Raw genomic sequence first — 14630 nt, 5'->3', positions numbered from 1 at the left:
TTGTATTACCGGAAAAGACCGGCCCGGCGGCCGGTCCGTACGCCCGATGGGGCGCGTGAGGTCACACCGAAAGGTAGTCGGCCAGCCGAACAAGCATTGCGTCGCAAGCGTGCAGTTGCTCGACGCTCACGAATTCATCGGGCTTATGCCCCTGATCCATACTGCCCGGCCCACATACGACCGTTGGAATTCCAGCTTGCTCGAACAAGCCGCCTTCGGTGCCGAACGCGACCGTGCCGAATTCTGTCGAGCCCGAAAGCAGTGCGACCAGGCGCGCTGCCTCGCTCTGCGGCGACGTCGCCAATCCTGGATAGGCTGAAAGCGATTGAAGGGTAATGTCGGTATCCGGCTTCACGGCGCGCATCTTCGGCAGCAGTTCGGATTCGGCGTACCGCTGCAATCGATGCGCAACCGTGTCGGCATCGAAGCCCGGCAACGCTCGCACTTCGAAGTCGAACTCGCATTCGGCGGGCACGATGTTGAGCGCCCGTCCACCCCGGATAACGCCCGTTTGCACGGTCGAGTACGGTGGATCGAATCGTTCGTCGTGATGCTCGGGCTGCGCGAGTGCCTGTCCGATTTCTTCGAGATGATTGATCAGACGTGCCGCATACTGAATCGCGTTCACGCCGTACGGTGCGTAGGCGGAATGGCACGCCGCACCCTTCACACAACAACGCATGGCGAGCTTGCCTTTGTGTCCCAGCACGGGCTTCAACTCAGTCGGCTCGCCGATCAGACACAGCACCGGCTTATATTCACGCCGTGCAAGTTCGTCCAGCATCGGCCGAACGCCCAGGCATCCCACCTCTTCGTCGTACGAGAACGCGAGATGCACGGGCATCCGCAGATCGCGTTCAATGAACATAGGCACCGCCGCGAGCACCGATGCCAGAAAGCCCTTCATATCCGCGGTGCCGCGTCCATACAGGCGGCCCTCCTTTTCGACGAGACGGAAGGGATCGACGGTCCACGCCTGCCCCTCCACGGGCACCACGTCCGTATGACCCGACAGCGCGATGCCGCCGCGATCCGGCGGCCCGATCGTCGCGAAGAGATTCGCCTTGGTGCGCGCGTCGTTGTAAAACAGTTCGCATTCGACGCCATGTTGTGCGAGAAAGTCGCGAACGAATCCGACCAGCGCGAGATTGGAGTCACGGCTAACTGTCGCGTAGCTCACCAGCTTTTCGAGCAGCGAGCGACTCGACACCTCATTCATCGCCTGGTACTCCGTAGCTGGGTGCGGTGGTCGGATTCAGGGCGCGTATGACGTAGTCTTGCATCTGTGGCTTATATGCGGCCCACAGGCTGCCGAGCTGGCCAATGGGATCGTTGTCGACCCAATCGACCCGCAGATCTACGAGCGGCCAGCTCAAGTTGCTGACGATCTTCAACGCCGCCGAATGGACAGGGCCGGCTTCACCGCCTGCGGCCATAGCCGCCTGCATCGCTGCGAGCAGACGGTCAGCGAGCATGCCCTGCGCGTTGGAAAACGCAACCGGCATCGCCTCGATAACGTGAACGCCAGCAAGCATGTTGCCCGCCGCGACGCATTGTTCGCCTGCGAGCGCGTGATACGTTCCAAGTGCTTCCTTGCCGCTGAAGAATGCGGTTTGACCCCGTGCATCGATAACCGTCACCTGGCGATACTCGCGCCATTCATCTGCATCGAGCGCCTGTTTCAAGGCCTGCGATGGCTCGATCTTCTTGCTGTCAAGAAGGTCGAGAACGCGCGGCCCAAGCGCGGGCAACGTAACGTTCTGCGTCGCGACCGCACCCACGCCCGCACGCAGCCACGGACAACGTGCGCCCACTGCAATGCTCGACGAACTGATCGCAATACCCAGTTGCCCCGTCTTCTCGCAACGTCCGACGATAGAAAAAGTCATGCGCCCTCCTTTATGCCTTCGGCGGCGTCCAACCATCCGGAATGACGGCGATGACGTCGATTTCCATCAGCCATTGCGGCTGGCCCAGTGCGACGACGGTGAGACCGGTCGAAATCGGGAACACGCCTTTCAACCATTTGCCGACTTCCCGATAGACCGGCTCGCGATAGCGCACGTCGGTCAGATACGTCGTCGTCTTGACGATGTGCGACAGGTCGCCGCCCGCCTCTTCCAGCAATTGCTTCACGTTCTTCATGGCCTGCTCGGCCTGCGCGCGCGCATCGCCCAGGCCCACGAGATTGCCGTCGAAATCGGTGCCCACCTGGCCGCGGACATAAACGGTATTGCCCGCACGCACAGCCTGGCAAAGATCGTTGTCGAGCGTTTGGTTTGGGTACGTATCCTTCGTGTTGAACATGCGGATGCGGGTATGCGTCGGTTGGCTCATCGATTCACCTTCGTTGTCTTGGGGATCTGCCTGGGGGGCTGCCTGATTCTCGTATCACGCGGTTGCTTGAACCTTCTGCTCAAGCTGTTCGTTCCTCACCTGCGATTCCGGCCCGTCGTAATACGTCTGATACTTGCGCTGCATGACGATGTGGTCCGCAATATGCCTCGCGTCATGCCACACGCCCCAGATGAACGCTGAACCGCGTCGCGACAGCCACGGCAAGCCGAGAAAGTACACGCCCGGCTCTTTCGATACGCCACGCTGGTGCCTGGGCTTGCCCTTCTCATCGAACGTATCGACTTGCAGCCATCCGAAGTCGGTTGCAAAGCCTGTCGCCCAGATGATCGACGTCACGCCCGCTTGCGCAAGATCGAGTTTCAGCAGGGGACGGGTCATGCATTCGGGGTCCGGCGGGATGATGCGCGCTTCGGGTTCATCGGGAAGATGAAGACCGTTGCGCACGACGTAGGCGTCCGCGGCATCGAGCAGCGACAAATAGTTTTCGTCGCCGCGTGCAATGTTTTCGGCGAGATCGGCGTTGAAATGCGCGACGTTGCCCTCGAATGATGTCGTCAGACCGACCAGCGTGATGCCCTGATGTGCCAGCCGGCGAAAATCCACGGTTTGCCCGCCACGCGCACCGCTCACGGCGATGGTCACGTGCTCGCGCCCCGGCTTCATGACCTCGGTATCCCATTCGCCAAGCACGCCAAGCCACCAGCAGAAGTCGCGTCCGCGATACGCGCGCGGCGGCCGGTCGTGCGCACCCACCGACAGAAACACGCGCTTGCCGGCGCGCTGCAATTCATCGGCGATCTGAACGCCCGACGATCCCGCGCCCACGACGAGAACACCGCCTTCGGGCAATTGCTGCGGGTTGCGATAGTCGGCGGAATGAATTTGCAGAAGCGCTGCTTCTTGCGGCGCGATGGGCGGAATCACCGGCTTCTGAAACGGCCCCGTGGCGACCACCACGCGCCTCGCTTCAATCACGCCGTCCGACGTGTCGATGGTAAAACCCGGCCGCCCGTTGTTGCGCACGACCTGCTTCACTTCCACGCCGGTGCGAATCGGCGCATCGAATTTTTTGGCATAAGCAACGAAATAGTCCGCCACTTCTTCCTTGGGCGCAAAGCCATCGGGCGCTGTCTCGGCGAACTCCATATTGGGGAAGCGGTCGTGCCACGCCGGACCGTTGGCAACGAGCGAATCCCATCGCGCCGTGCGCCAGCGCTCCGCAATGCGCGCGCGTTCCAGCACGAGATGCGGCACGCCGTGCCGGCTCAAATGTTCGCTCATGGCGACGCCGGCCTGGCCTGCGCCGACTACCAGCGTATCGATCGATATTGTTTCCACTGTCATGGCTATGTCCTTCCGGGAGGCCGAATGTCGTCGTCGGAATCTACGCGCCGGGGAAGGATCGACAAAATATTTTCAAAAAATGCATGGCATCGGAATTTCCTATGCAAGCTTTTTTGTCGACGCCACAATGCGCCGCATTCGAGCCCTGAACCGTGGAGCGCCGTCGATGGAAAACCTTCCGTTACGCTACTCGCTGCGCCAGTTGCGGTACTTCGTGGTGACCGCGGAAACCTTGTCCTTCACCGCCGCGGCCAAGGAACTGCATATTTCGCAGCCTTCCGTTTCGACCGCTTTGGCGGATCTCGAAGTGTCTTTCGGCGTGCAGCTTTTTATCCGGCACCACGCAAGCGGTCTGTCGCTTACGCAAGCGGGGCGTGATCTGCTGGGCCAGGCGCGCAACCTGCTCAAGATCGCCGAAGAACTGCAGATGGCCGCCAAGGAGATGGATGGCGGCATGACGGGCGCCATTGCGCTCGGTTGCCTCGTGTCGCTTGCGCCGCCTTTGATGCCGGGACTCATCAGCCGCTTTACGGAAGCTCATGCAGGCATTTCATTTCGCACCGTGGAGGAGCACCAGGATGCCCTGCTGCGTGGCCTGCACGACGGCTCGCTCGATATAGCGCTGACCTATAGTCTCGATCTGACCGAAGACATCGCCTTCACGCCGCTGCTTTCCCTGCCGCCCTACGCGATCCTGCCGCGCACCCATCGCCTCGCGCGTGCACGCAAGATTTCGCTGGCCGATCTCTTGCACGAGCCCTACGTAATGCTCGATCTGCCGCATAGTCGCGAATATTTCGCCGCGCTTTTCGATGCTGTGGGCAGCCGCCCCGTGCCCGCGTTCCGCTCGTCGCAACCGGAAGTGGTGCGCGGCATGGTAGCCAACGGGCTCGGCTACAGCCTGTTGAACTTCCCGCTCAAGTCCACTCGCACCGTGGACGGCGAGGAATTCGTCATCAAGCGCTTCAAAGACAACGTCAACGCGACGACGCTCGGCATCGCGCAATCGCGCACCATGAAGCCACGGCAAGTGGTACATCGCTTTGCATCGTTCTGCGAGAACTACATTCGGCGGCTGCACCTCGACCCTTGAAGGCCGTTGCATAGCCAAAAGCTTTGCCTTGTATCCAAAAACAATATTTTGACTGGCATATTGGCTTGATAGATTCCGTCCATGTCGAGCGCGTTGCGTCAAGCGCTTGTTTCGAAAGGCATGCAAGGAATACGTCATGGACAACGCGGCACTGAACAAGCTGATCAATGCCCTGCGCGACGGATGCGATCGCCCGTTCAGCGATGCTCGCTCCATGCCGCCCGGTGTCTATACGTCGGCCGATTTTCTGGCGCTAGAAGAGCAGCACATCTTCGGGCGCGAATGGCAATGTCTGGGGCGCGCAAGCGCCCTCAAGGCGCCTGGTGATTACCTGACGGCGCGAATCGGCGCACAACCGGTCGTCGTCCTGCGCGACGAGCACATGCAGCTCAAAGCGATGTCCAATGTGTGCCTGCATCGCATGTCGGTACTGCTCGAAGGGCGCGGCAACGTGCGTCGCGTCATCTGTCCTTATCACGGGTGGAACTACGCGTTCGACGGCGCGTTGAAGGGCGCGCCCATGATGGACCGCCAGGAAGGCTTCTGCAAAGAGCACTACAGACTGCCCGCGGTGCGCTGCGAGGAATGGCAGGGCTGGATCTACGTGACGCTCGATGCCGCGGCGCCTTCGGTGCGCGAGCACCTCGCCGGGCTGACTACGCTGATCGAGCCGTACGGCATGAGCGATTACGTCGAGACGTTCTATGAAGAACACGTGTGGGACACGAACTGGAAGATCCTCGCGGAAAACTTCATGGAAAGCTATCACCTGCCGATGCTGCATCGCGCCACGGTCGGTCCGCATTCGAAGCTCGAAGAAATGGAATGCCCGCCCGGTCAGGCAGCCTTCAACTATCACTGGATCACGAAAGAGGCATCGCTGCCCATTGGCAATGCACACCCCGACAACACGCGCCTGACGGGCCCCTGGCGCAAGACCACGGCTTTGCTCGCGATTTATCCGACGCATCTCGTCACGCTGACGCCAGGCTATTTCTGGTATCTCGCGCTCCAGCCACAAGGTGTCGGGCAGGTTCACATCCGCTTCGGCGGCGGCCTCGCGCCCGAATTTATCTCGGATACCGAAGCGAATACGCACATGATCACGCTTAAGAAGCTGCTCGACGACGTCAATGCCGAAGACAGACGCGGTGTAGAAGCCGTGTTTCGCGGCGTGCACGCGCCGCTCGCGAAGCCGGGGCACCTCAGCCATCTCGAACGCCCTAACTATGACTTCGCACGCTATCTCGCGGGCAAGCTGCAATCGCATTAAGAAAGACAGGACGCCATCACGATGTCAAACCCTTCCTTCATTTCGTTCTCGGGCGTGAGCAAATCGTACGATGGCGCGAACTATGTCGTCGATGATCTGAACCTCGACGTGCGCAAGGGAGAATTCCTGTCGCTGCTGGGGCCATCGGGCTCGGGCAAGACGACCACGCTGATGATGCTTGCCGGCTTCGAATCGCCTACGCAAGGCGAGATCCGACTGGATGGCAAGCGGCTGGACGACAAGCCGCCGCATCAGCGCGACATCGGCATGGTGTTTCAGAACTACGCGCTGTTTCCGCATCTGACCATCGCCGAGAACGTGGCGTTTCCGCTTTCCGTTCGGCGCGTGAGCCGCGCGGAACAAAAAACACGCGTCAAGCGCGCGCTCGACATGATCGAGTTGCCGCATCTCGCCAATCGCCGGCCTGCGCAGCTTTCAGGTGGACAGCAACAACGCGTCGCACTCGCCCGGGCGCTCGTGTTCGAACCGAGCGTGGTACTGATGGACGAGCCACTCGGCGCGCTCGACAAGCGTCTGCGCGAAACGATGCAATACGAAATCATGCGCCTGCATCGCGAGTTGTCGCTGACGATCGTCTATGTCACGCACGATCAAGCCGAAGCATTGACGATGTCCGATCGTGTTGCCGTTTTCTCCGATGGTCGCATTCAACAAGCGGCAACGCCCAGCGAACTCTACGAGAACGCGCAGAATGCGTTCGTCGCGAACTTCGTGGGCGAGAACAACGGTTTGGCGGGACGCGTCGTGAGTTGCGACGACAACTGGGCCACGCTTGCGCTCTCCGACGGCAGCATCATTCGCGGACGATGCGAGCGCGGCCTGCGCGTTGGCGACGAAGCCATGCTTGCGCTGCGCCCCGAACGCGCGCACATCCCGGCCGTGGAAGGCTCGCATGCGGATGAACATAACAACATCGTGCGCGCTCGCGTCGAAGAACTCGTGTATTGCGGCGATCATCACCGCGTGCATCTGACGCTTGGCGCGAGCGATTCCATCGTCGTGAAGGTGCCTAATACGCAGCGCCACACTTTGCCGGCTTCCGGGGACACCATCGAAGTCGCATGGCGCCACGACGACTGCAAGATTCTCGCAACGAGCACGCCCGCGCGTGCGCCCGCCATCCGTTCTCCCGCCACTCCCTCACCTTCCCTCATCACGACCGCACCCGCAGGAGCCAACTGACATGCGCACCCGACTCAAAGCACAATGCGCCGCACTTGCCGTACTCGCATTTTCCACCGTGACCACGCAGGCTGCAGAAACGCTGAACGTTGTCACATTCGGCGGCGCATTCGAAGCCGCAGCCAAAAAGGCGTGGATGGATCCGTTCACCCAATCCACCGGCACGCAGTTCTCGCTCGAATCGTATGACGGCGGCCTCGCGAAGCTGTCCGCAATGGAGCAGGCGAAGAACACGACGTGGGACCTGATCGATCTGGAAACCAACGACGCGATCACCGCCTGCGACGAGGGGCTGCTCAAGAAGTTCGACAAGAAATCGCTCGGCAAGACCAGCGACTTCATTCCGGGCTCCATCAGCGATTGCGCGGTTGCCAGCATGGTGTGGTCCACGGTCTATGCCTACGACACAAGCAAGCTGAAAACCCCACCGACCACCGTCAACGACTTCTTCGACGTGCAGAAATTCCCCGGCAAGCGCGGTTTGCGCAAGTCGCCGAAGGTGGCGATGGAATGGGCACTGATTGCCGATGGCGTGGCGCCCAAGGATGTCTATAAGGTGCTCGGCACGCCCGCTGGCGTTGATCGCGCCTTCAAGAAGCTCGACACCATCAAGAAAGACATCGTGTGGTGGGAGTCGGGCGCGCAGGCGCCGCAGCTACTCGCCGACGGCGCGGTCGTCATGGTGCAAGCCTATAACGGTCGCATCGACGGCGCAGTGAAGAACGACCACAAGCCGTTCAAGACGGTCTGGGATGCGCAGGTCTATGACTTCGAATGGTGGGGCATTCCGAATGGCGCGAAGCACGCGGATACGGCGGCGAAATTCATCGTTTCGCAGGCTCAACCCAAGGCGTCCGCAGATTTGGCGAAGTACATCGCTTATGCACCGCCTCGCAAAGACGCGGTAGCGCTGGTGGACAAGCAGCGACTCGCCGACATGCCGACCGCGCCGGAAAACTTCAAGCGCGCGGTACAGATCAACGCAAACTTCTGGGCCGATAACGCCGACGCGATCAACAAGCGTTTCCAGGTCTGGCTGACTCAATAAGACCCAAGCAATAAGACTCAAGCAAGGCGAGATGACGAACATGCCCGCATCGATACACGCTTCGATCACCGATTCTCGAACGAGAGCCGATGGACGTGCGTCCTATAACAAGGCGCAACGGCGCGCATCGGTGCGGGCGCTTCTACTCGCATTGCCGCTGATCGTATTTCTCCTCTCGACATTCATCGCCCCGATTCTGCTGCTGCTTTCACGCAGCGTGCAGAACCACGAACTCGCCGACAGCATGCCTGCGCTCACGCGTGCATTGAATGCGTGGGACGGCCACGGCGTGCCCGACGAGCACATCTTCGCGCTGCTTGCAGCCGGTTTGAAAGAAGCGCAGGAAAACGAACAGCTCGGCACGGTCGCGCGGCGGCTGAACTTCGCGCTGCCCGAGTTTCGCAGCTTGTTGATGCGCACTGCCCGCAACGTTCACGACGATACGCCGCCCGCGTGGAAACCCGCGCTGATCGAGATCGACGAACGCTGGAATTCGCCTGAAATATGGCGCTTGCTGAAGCGGGCCGCCGAATCCCCGACGCCCGACTATCTGCTTGCCGCCGTCGATGCACAGGTCACGCCGCAGGGCTCGATCGCATCGATGCCCGCCAATGCGTCCGTCTATCGGGAAGCCTTCGGACGCACGATAGGGATCAGCGCAACCGTTACGCTGTTCTGCCTCGTGCTCGGCTATCCGGTGGCATGGCTGCTCGCAAATCTTCCCGCAAAAAGCAGCAACCGTTTGATGCTTCTCGTCATCGTCCCGTTCTGGACGTCACTGCTCGTGCGCACGACAGCATGGTACGTGTTGCTGCAACCCGGCGGTGTGGTCAACGGCGTGCTGTCCGGACTCGGCATTGCATCGCATCCCATCCCGCTCGTCTTCAATCGCACGGGCGTGTTGATCGGCATGACCCATGTGCTATTGCCTTACATGATTCTCGCCATTTATTCCGTGATGAAGAGCGTGCCGCCTGTTTATGTGCGCGCCGCGAAGTCACTCGGTGCACATCCGTTCACGGCGTTCGTGAGGGTTTATATGCCGCAGACGCTGCCTGGCGTCGGTGCGGGATGCTTCCTCGTCTTCGTCCTCGCGCTCGGCTACTACATCACACCCGCACTGCTCGGCGGTGCCGGGGACGAGATGATCAGCCAGCTCATCGCCACTCAAACCAACACGCAGCTCAATTGGGGACTCGCGGGTGCGCTGTCGGCCTATCTCGTGATCTTTACGGCAATTTTCTATTTCCTGTTCAACCGTATCGTCGGCATCGACCGCTTGCGGTTCGGTTGATCGAGGCCACTCCGCCTGGAAGGAAAACTCATGCAAGACAAACGCAATACGGTGCTGACGGAGCGCATGGCCGCACGCTGGGTGCGCGTGCACTCCGCGATCGTGCTGTTCTTTCTGGTCGCGCCGATTCTCGCCATCATCCCGCTCTCGTTCAACTCGGGCTCGTACTTCTCCTATCCACTGCAGGGTTTTTCGTTCCGCTGGTACGAACAGGCCCTGACGAGCGCGGACTGGCAACGCGCGTTGCTAAACAGCATTGGCATTGGCGCAGCTTCCACGTTGATCGCGACATGCCTCGGCACGCTCGCCGCGTTGGGCCTGTCGCGTTCGCAATTCCCGTTGCGCGCGGTCATCATGCCCATCGTCATATCGCCAATGATCGTGCCGATTGTCGTCGTTGCTTCGGGGTTCTACCTGATCTTCGCGCCGCTAGGGCTCGTCAATTCCTATCCAGGGGTCGTGCTCGCGCATGCGGCGCTCGGCACGCCGTTTGTCGTCATCACGGTGACGGCCTCGTTGCTTTCGTTCGATCAAAGCCTGCTGCGTGCCGCGTCCGGTCTTGGCGCAGCACCGTGGACCGCGTTTCGTCGCGTCACCTTGCCGCTCATTACGCCCGCTGTGGCAACGGGCAGTGTGTTCGCTTTCGCCACCTCGTTCGATGAAGTCATCGTGATTCTTTTCATTGGCGGCCCGGAACAAAAGACTGTTCCTCGCCAGATGTGGAGCGGCATTCGCGATTCAATCGATCCGTCCATTCTAGCCGTGGCAACCATGCTCATTGTTTTTGCCGTGCTGCTGTTCGCGAGCATCAACTGGCTGCGCGGGCGCGCGGCCGCGGCCAGTCAGGCGTTGGTCTGACCGCCCGCGGTATCGGAAACGTCTGCGGTTTTCAGCAGTCCGTCGAGACAGTAACGGCCTCCCACGCCTGAATCTCTTCGGCCAATGCCGACAGCTTGTTTCGCACCAACCCGATCGCATCGGTGCCAAGCAACAGATGCGCAGGCGGATGATCCGAAGCAATCGCGGTGAGCATTGCGCGCGCCGCTTTCTTCGGGTCTCCCGGCTGCTTGCCGCTTCGCTCCGCGCGCGCTTTGCGCACAGGATCGAAAACTTCGTCATAGTCCGGAATCGACCGCGGTGTTCGTGTCATCGAGCGGCCCGCCCAGTCGGTGCGAAACCCGCCGGGCGCCACGGCCGTCACCGCAATGCCGAGCGGTTTGACCTCTTTGCCGAGCGCCTCGGAGATGCCCTCCAGGGCGAATTTGCTCCCGCAATAGTAAGCAATTCCCGGCATCGTAATGAAGCCGCCCATCGACGTGATGTTCAGGATGTGACCGCGTCGGCGTTCACGCATGAATGGCAGCACGGCCTTGATCATGGCGACTGCGCCGAACACGTTCACGTCGAATTGCCTGCGCAGTTCCGACAACGGCGATTCCTCCACGATACCTTCGTGCCCATAACCCGCATTGTTCACGAGTACGTCCACAGGGCCGACAGACGTCTCGATGTCCCGCACAATGCCGTCGATCGCATCGAAGTCGGTCACGTCAAGTACGCGCGCAAATGCGGCGTTCGCAGACAAAGACTCGAAATCACGCTTTGCCTCGTTACTGCGTACAGTCCCGACAACTGTGTGCCCCTCCGACAGGGCCTCTTCGGCGAGCGCGCGGCCAAAACCGCTGCTGACGCCTGTGATGAGCAAGATTTTGCTGGATGCCACGGAAGCTTCTCCCGGATGTCAATTGGAGAATGCATGCTACTCTTTCAACCACGACGGTATAAGCCAAATTCCCCTGTTTTTCTTGCACAAAACTATGAGCACGAAGCGTGCCTCGATATCTGGTCCAGAGCGCTCCCGGAGCGACCGCAAGCGCCTGGTTGCCTTGCTGCACGCGTTGGCGCCCGAGGAAGGCTACAACCTGACACCGCTACCGGGCGTGCGCATTCTGCGTTCGAATCGACCGCTTTCGCGCACGCCGGTCCTTTACGACCCGGGCATCGTGATCGTCTGCCAGGGTCGCAAGCGAGGTTACTTCGGCGACCAACTCTATCTCTATGACGAGCATCACTATCTGGCCGTTTCGGTGCCCGTTCCGTTCAGCATGGAAACGGACGCAACGGCGCAGCGTCCGCTGCTTGCGCTGTATTTGCATCTCGACTTCGCCATGGCTGCCGAACTCGCGGCACAGATCGACAGCGAAGGTGGAACAACGAGTGCACAACCACCATTGAGCATGATGTCGACGCCGATGGACAACACGATGTCAGCGTCCGTACTGCGCCTCCTCGACGCGATGCGCAAGCCGCTTGAAGCCGCCGTATTGGGCCCTGGGTTGCTGCGCGAGCTGTATTTCCGCGTACTCACCGGGCCTCAGGGAGGCTCGATGCGTGAGGCCTTGTCGATGCGAGGACAGTTCGGAAAGATCGGCCAGGCACTGCGCCTCATTCACGCGCGCTACGCGCAGTCGCTCGACGTGAAGCTGCTTGCCGACGAAGCGGGCATGAGCCCTCCAAGCTTCCACCATCATTTCAAGACCATCACGCAGGCATCGCCGATGCAGTACGTGAAATCGACGCGTCTGCATCAAGCCCGGCTCTTGATGGTTCGCGAAGACCTGACCGCGGAAGCCGCGAGCCTCGCGGTGGGCTACACGAGCCCGTCCCAGTTCAGCAGAGAGTTCAAGCGCCTGTTCGGCTTGACCCCTGCGGCGGAGACGAAGCGCATGCGCGAGAACTTCGCGATTGCACCTGCGTTCCCGCACGCAACCTACGTCTCGTCGCACTAAGCACCGGTAAGCCGTGAGGTCTCTCGCCACGGCCAGGGCTCGGGAGTTCACGCCGCAACAGACACCATGAACGTTTTACATGCGACGCGGATAAGGTTATCTGGCGAAACTTTTGCACACTCGGGTACTGTTACGTGGCTGAGTCCCACCGCGCATACTGCGCGAAACAGCGCTACACATGAAGTATTTCCGATGAAACCATCCGCTTGCGAGACGACTCTCGACCTTCGCGGCCTCGACCCGCCAGAACCGCTGGAACGTGTTCTGGATGCGCTAGGGTCGTTGCAGCGAGATCGCTACTTGCGCATGGTGATCGATCGCGAACCGGTGCCGCTCTACGGCATACTCAGGAGGAACGGCTTCGAGTACAGCGTCGATGTGATGGTCGACGGCTGCCGGGAAATCTGTATCTGGCAGGGGCAGTGATGCGGCGTCAGCTTTCTCTCGACAGTTCGCCGACGCTTTCCGTGCCGCTGCGGTTCTTTCTCAACGCGCCGCTATTTGCATTGCTGGCCGCAGGCCTTTTACTGTGGGACGGGCCCGATGCATTCACGTCGCGCTGGTCGCCCGCCTCTCTCGCGCTCACGCACCTCTTCACGCTGGGTATCCTCACCAGCGTGATGACAGGTGCGTTGATCCAGATACTTCCTGTAGCCACCGGCGTACGAATTGCATGGACACACACAACCGCCATGGCCGTCCATGCGCTACTTACGCTGGGCACGCTGACGCTCTCCGCGGCTTTCCTCTTTTCCTTACAACGGCTCTTCCTGCCGGCGTTGCTGCTGCTTTCAGCCGCGCTTCTCTGGTTGTTTGCCGCATGCTTCACGGGCTTTTGGCAACATCGCGACGAAGCATTCAAGGGGTCCGCCGACGTGCTCAATGCCACCCGGCTGGCGCTCATCGCCTTGCTCGCAACCACGGCCCTGGGCGCCATTCTGGCTGGCTCGCAAGTCTGGCCAGTGCCGCTCCCATTGATCACGCTCACGGACCTTCATGCCATGTGGGGTCTATCAGGCTGGGTGGGATTGCTGACGATGGGCATTGCTTACCAGCTGATTCCCATGTTCCAGGTGACGGAGGTCTATCCCCGAACGCTTGCACGCGGACTTGCGCCCTTTGTCTTCGTGTTGCTTGTGGTAATCTCTTTCAATGCCGCGATATTCCCCCGGGTTGAAAGATCGTTAGGGTTTCTATTGTTTCTCGCCTACGCGATATTTGCGGCCGTTACCCTGTACCTGTTGTGGACACGAAAACGTTCGGGATATGACGCCACTACGCTGTTCTGGCGCACGGCTATGGTGAGTCTCGTGTGCTGTGCGCCGCTGTGGATGGTGCAGACCGCAACCGGCAATCCACCGGGGCCCATCACGCTGGGTGTGTTGTTCATCTTCGGCGTGGCGTGGTCATCGATCAACGGCATGCTATACAAGATCATTCCGTTTCTGCTCTGGTATCACGCACAAAACTTGCTCAGGACCGCTCCCATAGCCGTCGTGCCCAAGGTCAAAGACATGATTCCGGATCGCATGGCACAAAGGCAATTCTGGGCGCATCTGCTCGCCCTGCTTTTCCTGCTGGCTGCCAGTGTTCGGCCTATCGCATTTGTACGCATGGGTGCGCTGGCGGCGGGGGGCTCAGCGGTATGGCTGGGCATCAACGTGATCGGCGCTATCCGGCTGTATTTGCGCGCCAAGCGTCAGATCGCATCGATCGAATCGAACGCTCGCTGAACAGGCGGCATCTGTTATCCAGGTATCGCTGGCACGTGCTGGTGATAGTTCGCGATGCCAACAATCGAACGGCTGCCCCCGCGCCTTCATGTGCAACTCATGCGAGTCACTTCATGAAAATTCCGGCACGTTGCGGGGGCAGTCGTCAAGACGGAGGTCAGGCCAGTCGCCGTGGAAACGACTGAGCCATTATTTGATCTCTTTCCAGTAAGCGGCGTTCAGTCGCCAGGCAAAAAAGCTCAGCAGGCCCAGGAACAGCAGCACCCACACCCCGATCTGCCGGCGCGCCTTCTGCTGCGGCTCGGACATCCACGACAGGTACGCCACCAGGTCCGCCACCGCAGAATCATAATCCACCCGCGACAGCGTCCCCGGCGTGAGCTGGTCGTAGCCCGCAAAGCGGTGCTCCTTCTCGCCCGTGCGCTCGTCCACCACGTCCTCGAACTTCGCCGCGCGCTGCCCCTGCAGCTGCCACAGCACGTGCGGCATGCCCAC

15 protein-coding genes are annotated in these 14630 nt (G+C 60.6%); 9 read left to right on the top strand and 6 right to left on the bottom strand.

From position 1 onward, the window contains the following. Positions 1 to 61: 61 nt before the first annotated feature. The 4 genes from argE to PXJ20_RS31025 are packed head-to-tail and all read right to left on the bottom strand — an operon-like array spanning position 62 to position 3702. Complete coding sequence (gene argE, locus PXJ20_RS31040; RefSeq protein WP_421031214.1) at positions 62 to 1219, bottom strand: acetylornithine deacetylase; 1158 nt, start codon at positions 1217 to 1219, stop codon at positions 62 to 64. Further along, complete coding sequence (locus tag PXJ20_RS31035) at positions 1212 to 1889, bottom strand: DUF1028 domain-containing protein (RefSeq protein WP_421031215.1); 678 nt, start codon at positions 1887 to 1889, stop codon at positions 1212 to 1214. Before PXJ20_RS31035 ends, argE begins: the two co-directional genes overlap by 8 nt. A 10-nt stretch (positions 1890 to 1899) precedes the next feature. Next, a complete protein-coding gene (locus tag PXJ20_RS31030) occupies positions 1900 to 2337 on the bottom strand; it encodes a RidA family protein (protein ID WP_421031216.1) in 438 nt (145 codons plus the stop codon). 54 nt (positions 2338 to 2391) lie between these two features. Then, on the bottom strand, positions 2392 to 3702 hold the full coding sequence (locus PXJ20_RS31025; protein ID WP_421031217.1) for a flavin-containing monooxygenase: 1311 nt from the start codon (positions 3700 to 3702) through the stop codon (positions 2392 to 2394). A gap of 166 nt (positions 3703 to 3868) precedes the next feature. On the opposite strand from PXJ20_RS31025, the gene PXJ20_RS31020 reads away from it, so the two are divergent. The 6 genes from PXJ20_RS31020 (at position 3869) to PXJ20_RS30995 (ending at position 10471) form a co-directional block, all read left to right on the top strand. Next, on the top strand, positions 3869 to 4795 hold the full coding sequence (locus PXJ20_RS31020; protein ID WP_026121940.1) for a LysR family transcriptional regulator: 927 nt from the start codon (positions 3869 to 3871) through the stop codon (positions 4793 to 4795). A gap of 136 nt (positions 4796 to 4931) precedes the next feature. Continuing rightward, positions 4932 to 6068: a Rieske 2Fe-2S domain-containing protein gene (locus tag PXJ20_RS31015; protein WP_421031218.1), complete on the top strand. Its 1137-nt coding sequence runs from the start codon at positions 4932 to 4934 to the stop codon at positions 6066 to 6068. A gap of 21 nt (positions 6069 to 6089) precedes the next feature. Beyond that, on the top strand, positions 6090 to 7271 hold the full coding sequence (locus PXJ20_RS31010) for an ABC transporter ATP-binding protein (protein ID WP_421031219.1): 1182 nt from the start codon (positions 6090 to 6092) through the stop codon (positions 7269 to 7271). 1 nt (position 7272) lies between these two features. Further along, positions 7273 to 8319: an ABC transporter substrate-binding protein gene (locus PXJ20_RS31005; RefSeq protein ID WP_421032602.1), complete on the top strand. Its 1047-nt coding sequence runs from the start codon at positions 7273 to 7275 to the stop codon at positions 8317 to 8319. Between the two features lie 40 nt (positions 8320 to 8359). Then, positions 8360 to 9613, top strand: a complete 1254-nt coding sequence (locus PXJ20_RS31000; RefSeq protein ID WP_421032603.1) for an ABC transporter permease — start codon at positions 8360 to 8362, stop codon at positions 9611 to 9613. 30 nt (positions 9614 to 9643) lie between these two features. Then, positions 9644 to 10471 (top strand): ABC transporter permease, encoded by an 828-nt coding sequence (locus tag PXJ20_RS30995; protein ID WP_421031220.1) that lies wholly within the window; start codon positions 9644 to 9646, stop codon positions 10469 to 10471. Between the two features lie 31 nt (positions 10472 to 10502). On the opposite strand, the gene PXJ20_RS30990 is transcribed toward PXJ20_RS30995, so the two are convergent. After that, a complete protein-coding gene (locus PXJ20_RS30990; RefSeq protein WP_277599345.1) occupies positions 10503 to 11336 on the bottom strand; it encodes an oxidoreductase in 834 nt (277 codons plus the stop codon). Between the two features lie 94 nt (positions 11337 to 11430). Here PXJ20_RS30990 and PXJ20_RS30985 point away from each other — a divergent pair, with 94 nt between their 5' ends. The 3 genes from PXJ20_RS30985 to PXJ20_RS30975 all read left to right on the top strand — a co-directional run bounded on the left by PXJ20_RS30985 (position 11431) and on the right by PXJ20_RS30975 (position 14135). Continuing rightward, positions 11431 to 12402, top strand: a complete 972-nt coding sequence (locus PXJ20_RS30985; protein WP_421032604.1) for an AraC family transcriptional regulator N-terminal domain-containing protein — start codon at positions 11431 to 11433, stop codon at positions 12400 to 12402. A 192-nt stretch (positions 12403 to 12594) separates the two neighbouring features. Beyond that, a complete protein-coding gene (locus PXJ20_RS30980) occupies positions 12595 to 12828 on the top strand; it encodes a DUF2249 domain-containing protein (protein ID WP_421031221.1) in 234 nt (77 codons plus the stop codon). Further along, complete coding sequence (locus PXJ20_RS30975) at positions 12828 to 14135, top strand: hypothetical protein (RefSeq protein WP_421031222.1); 1308 nt, start codon at positions 12828 to 12830, stop codon at positions 14133 to 14135. Before PXJ20_RS30980 ends, PXJ20_RS30975 begins: the two co-directional genes overlap by 1 nt. A 189-nt stretch (positions 14136 to 14324) precedes the next feature. Here the strand turns inward: PXJ20_RS30975 and PXJ20_RS30970 are convergent. Beyond that, positions 14325 to 14630: cytochrome c1 (locus PXJ20_RS30970; protein WP_421057471.1), on the bottom strand; the 306-nt coding region annotated here is incomplete at its 5' end.

The organism is Paraburkholderia sp. A1RI_3L (assembly GCF_048957895.1).
GTDB lineage: Bacteria > Pseudomonadota > Gammaproteobacteria > Burkholderiales > Burkholderiaceae > Paraburkholderia > Paraburkholderia kururiensis.
The sequence above is the reverse complement of the archived record's forward strand: the minus strand, read 5'-3'. Positions and strand labels throughout refer to the sequence as shown.

Bases quoted from the DNA above. Each gene is read 5' to 3' on its own strand.
- argE (WP_421031214.1), bottom strand. From the start codon at position 1,219: ATGAATGAGGTGTCGAGTCGCTCGCTGCTCGAAAAGCTGGTGAGCTAC.
- PXJ20_RS31035 (WP_421031215.1), bottom strand. From the start codon at position 1,889: ATGACTTTTTCTATCGTCGGACGTTGCGAGAAGACGGGGCAACTGGGT.
- PXJ20_RS31030 (WP_421031216.1), bottom strand. From the start codon at position 2,337: ATGAGCCAACCGACGCATACCCGCATCCGCATGTTCAACACGAAGGAT.
- PXJ20_RS31025 (WP_421031217.1), bottom strand. From the start codon at position 3,702: ATGACAGTGGAAACAATATCGATCGATACGCTGGTAGTCGGCGCAGGC.
- PXJ20_RS31020 (WP_026121940.1), top strand. From the start codon at position 3,869: ATGGAAAACCTTCCGTTACGCTACTCGCTGCGCCAGTTGCGGTACTTC.
- PXJ20_RS31015 (WP_421031218.1), top strand. From the start codon at position 4,932: ATGGACAACGCGGCACTGAACAAGCTGATCAATGCCCTGCGCGACGGA.
- PXJ20_RS31010 (WP_421031219.1), top strand. From the start codon at position 6,090: ATGTCAAACCCTTCCTTCATTTCGTTCTCGGGCGTGAGCAAATCGTAC.
- PXJ20_RS31005 (WP_421032602.1), top strand. From the start codon at position 7,273: ATGCGCACCCGACTCAAAGCACAATGCGCCGCACTTGCCGTACTCGCA.
- PXJ20_RS31000 (WP_421032603.1), top strand. From the start codon at position 8,360: ATGCCCGCATCGATACACGCTTCGATCACCGATTCTCGAACGAGAGCC.
- PXJ20_RS30995 (WP_421031220.1), top strand. From the start codon at position 9,644: ATGCAAGACAAACGCAATACGGTGCTGACGGAGCGCATGGCCGCACGC.
- PXJ20_RS30985 (WP_421032604.1), top strand. From the start codon at position 11,431: ATGAGCACGAAGCGTGCCTCGATATCTGGTCCAGAGCGCTCCCGGAGC.
- PXJ20_RS30980 (WP_421031221.1), top strand. From the start codon at position 12,595: ATGAAACCATCCGCTTGCGAGACGACTCTCGACCTTCGCGGCCTCGAC.
- PXJ20_RS30975 (WP_421031222.1), top strand. From the start codon at position 12,828: ATGCGGCGTCAGCTTTCTCTCGACAGTTCGCCGACGCTTTCCGTGCCG.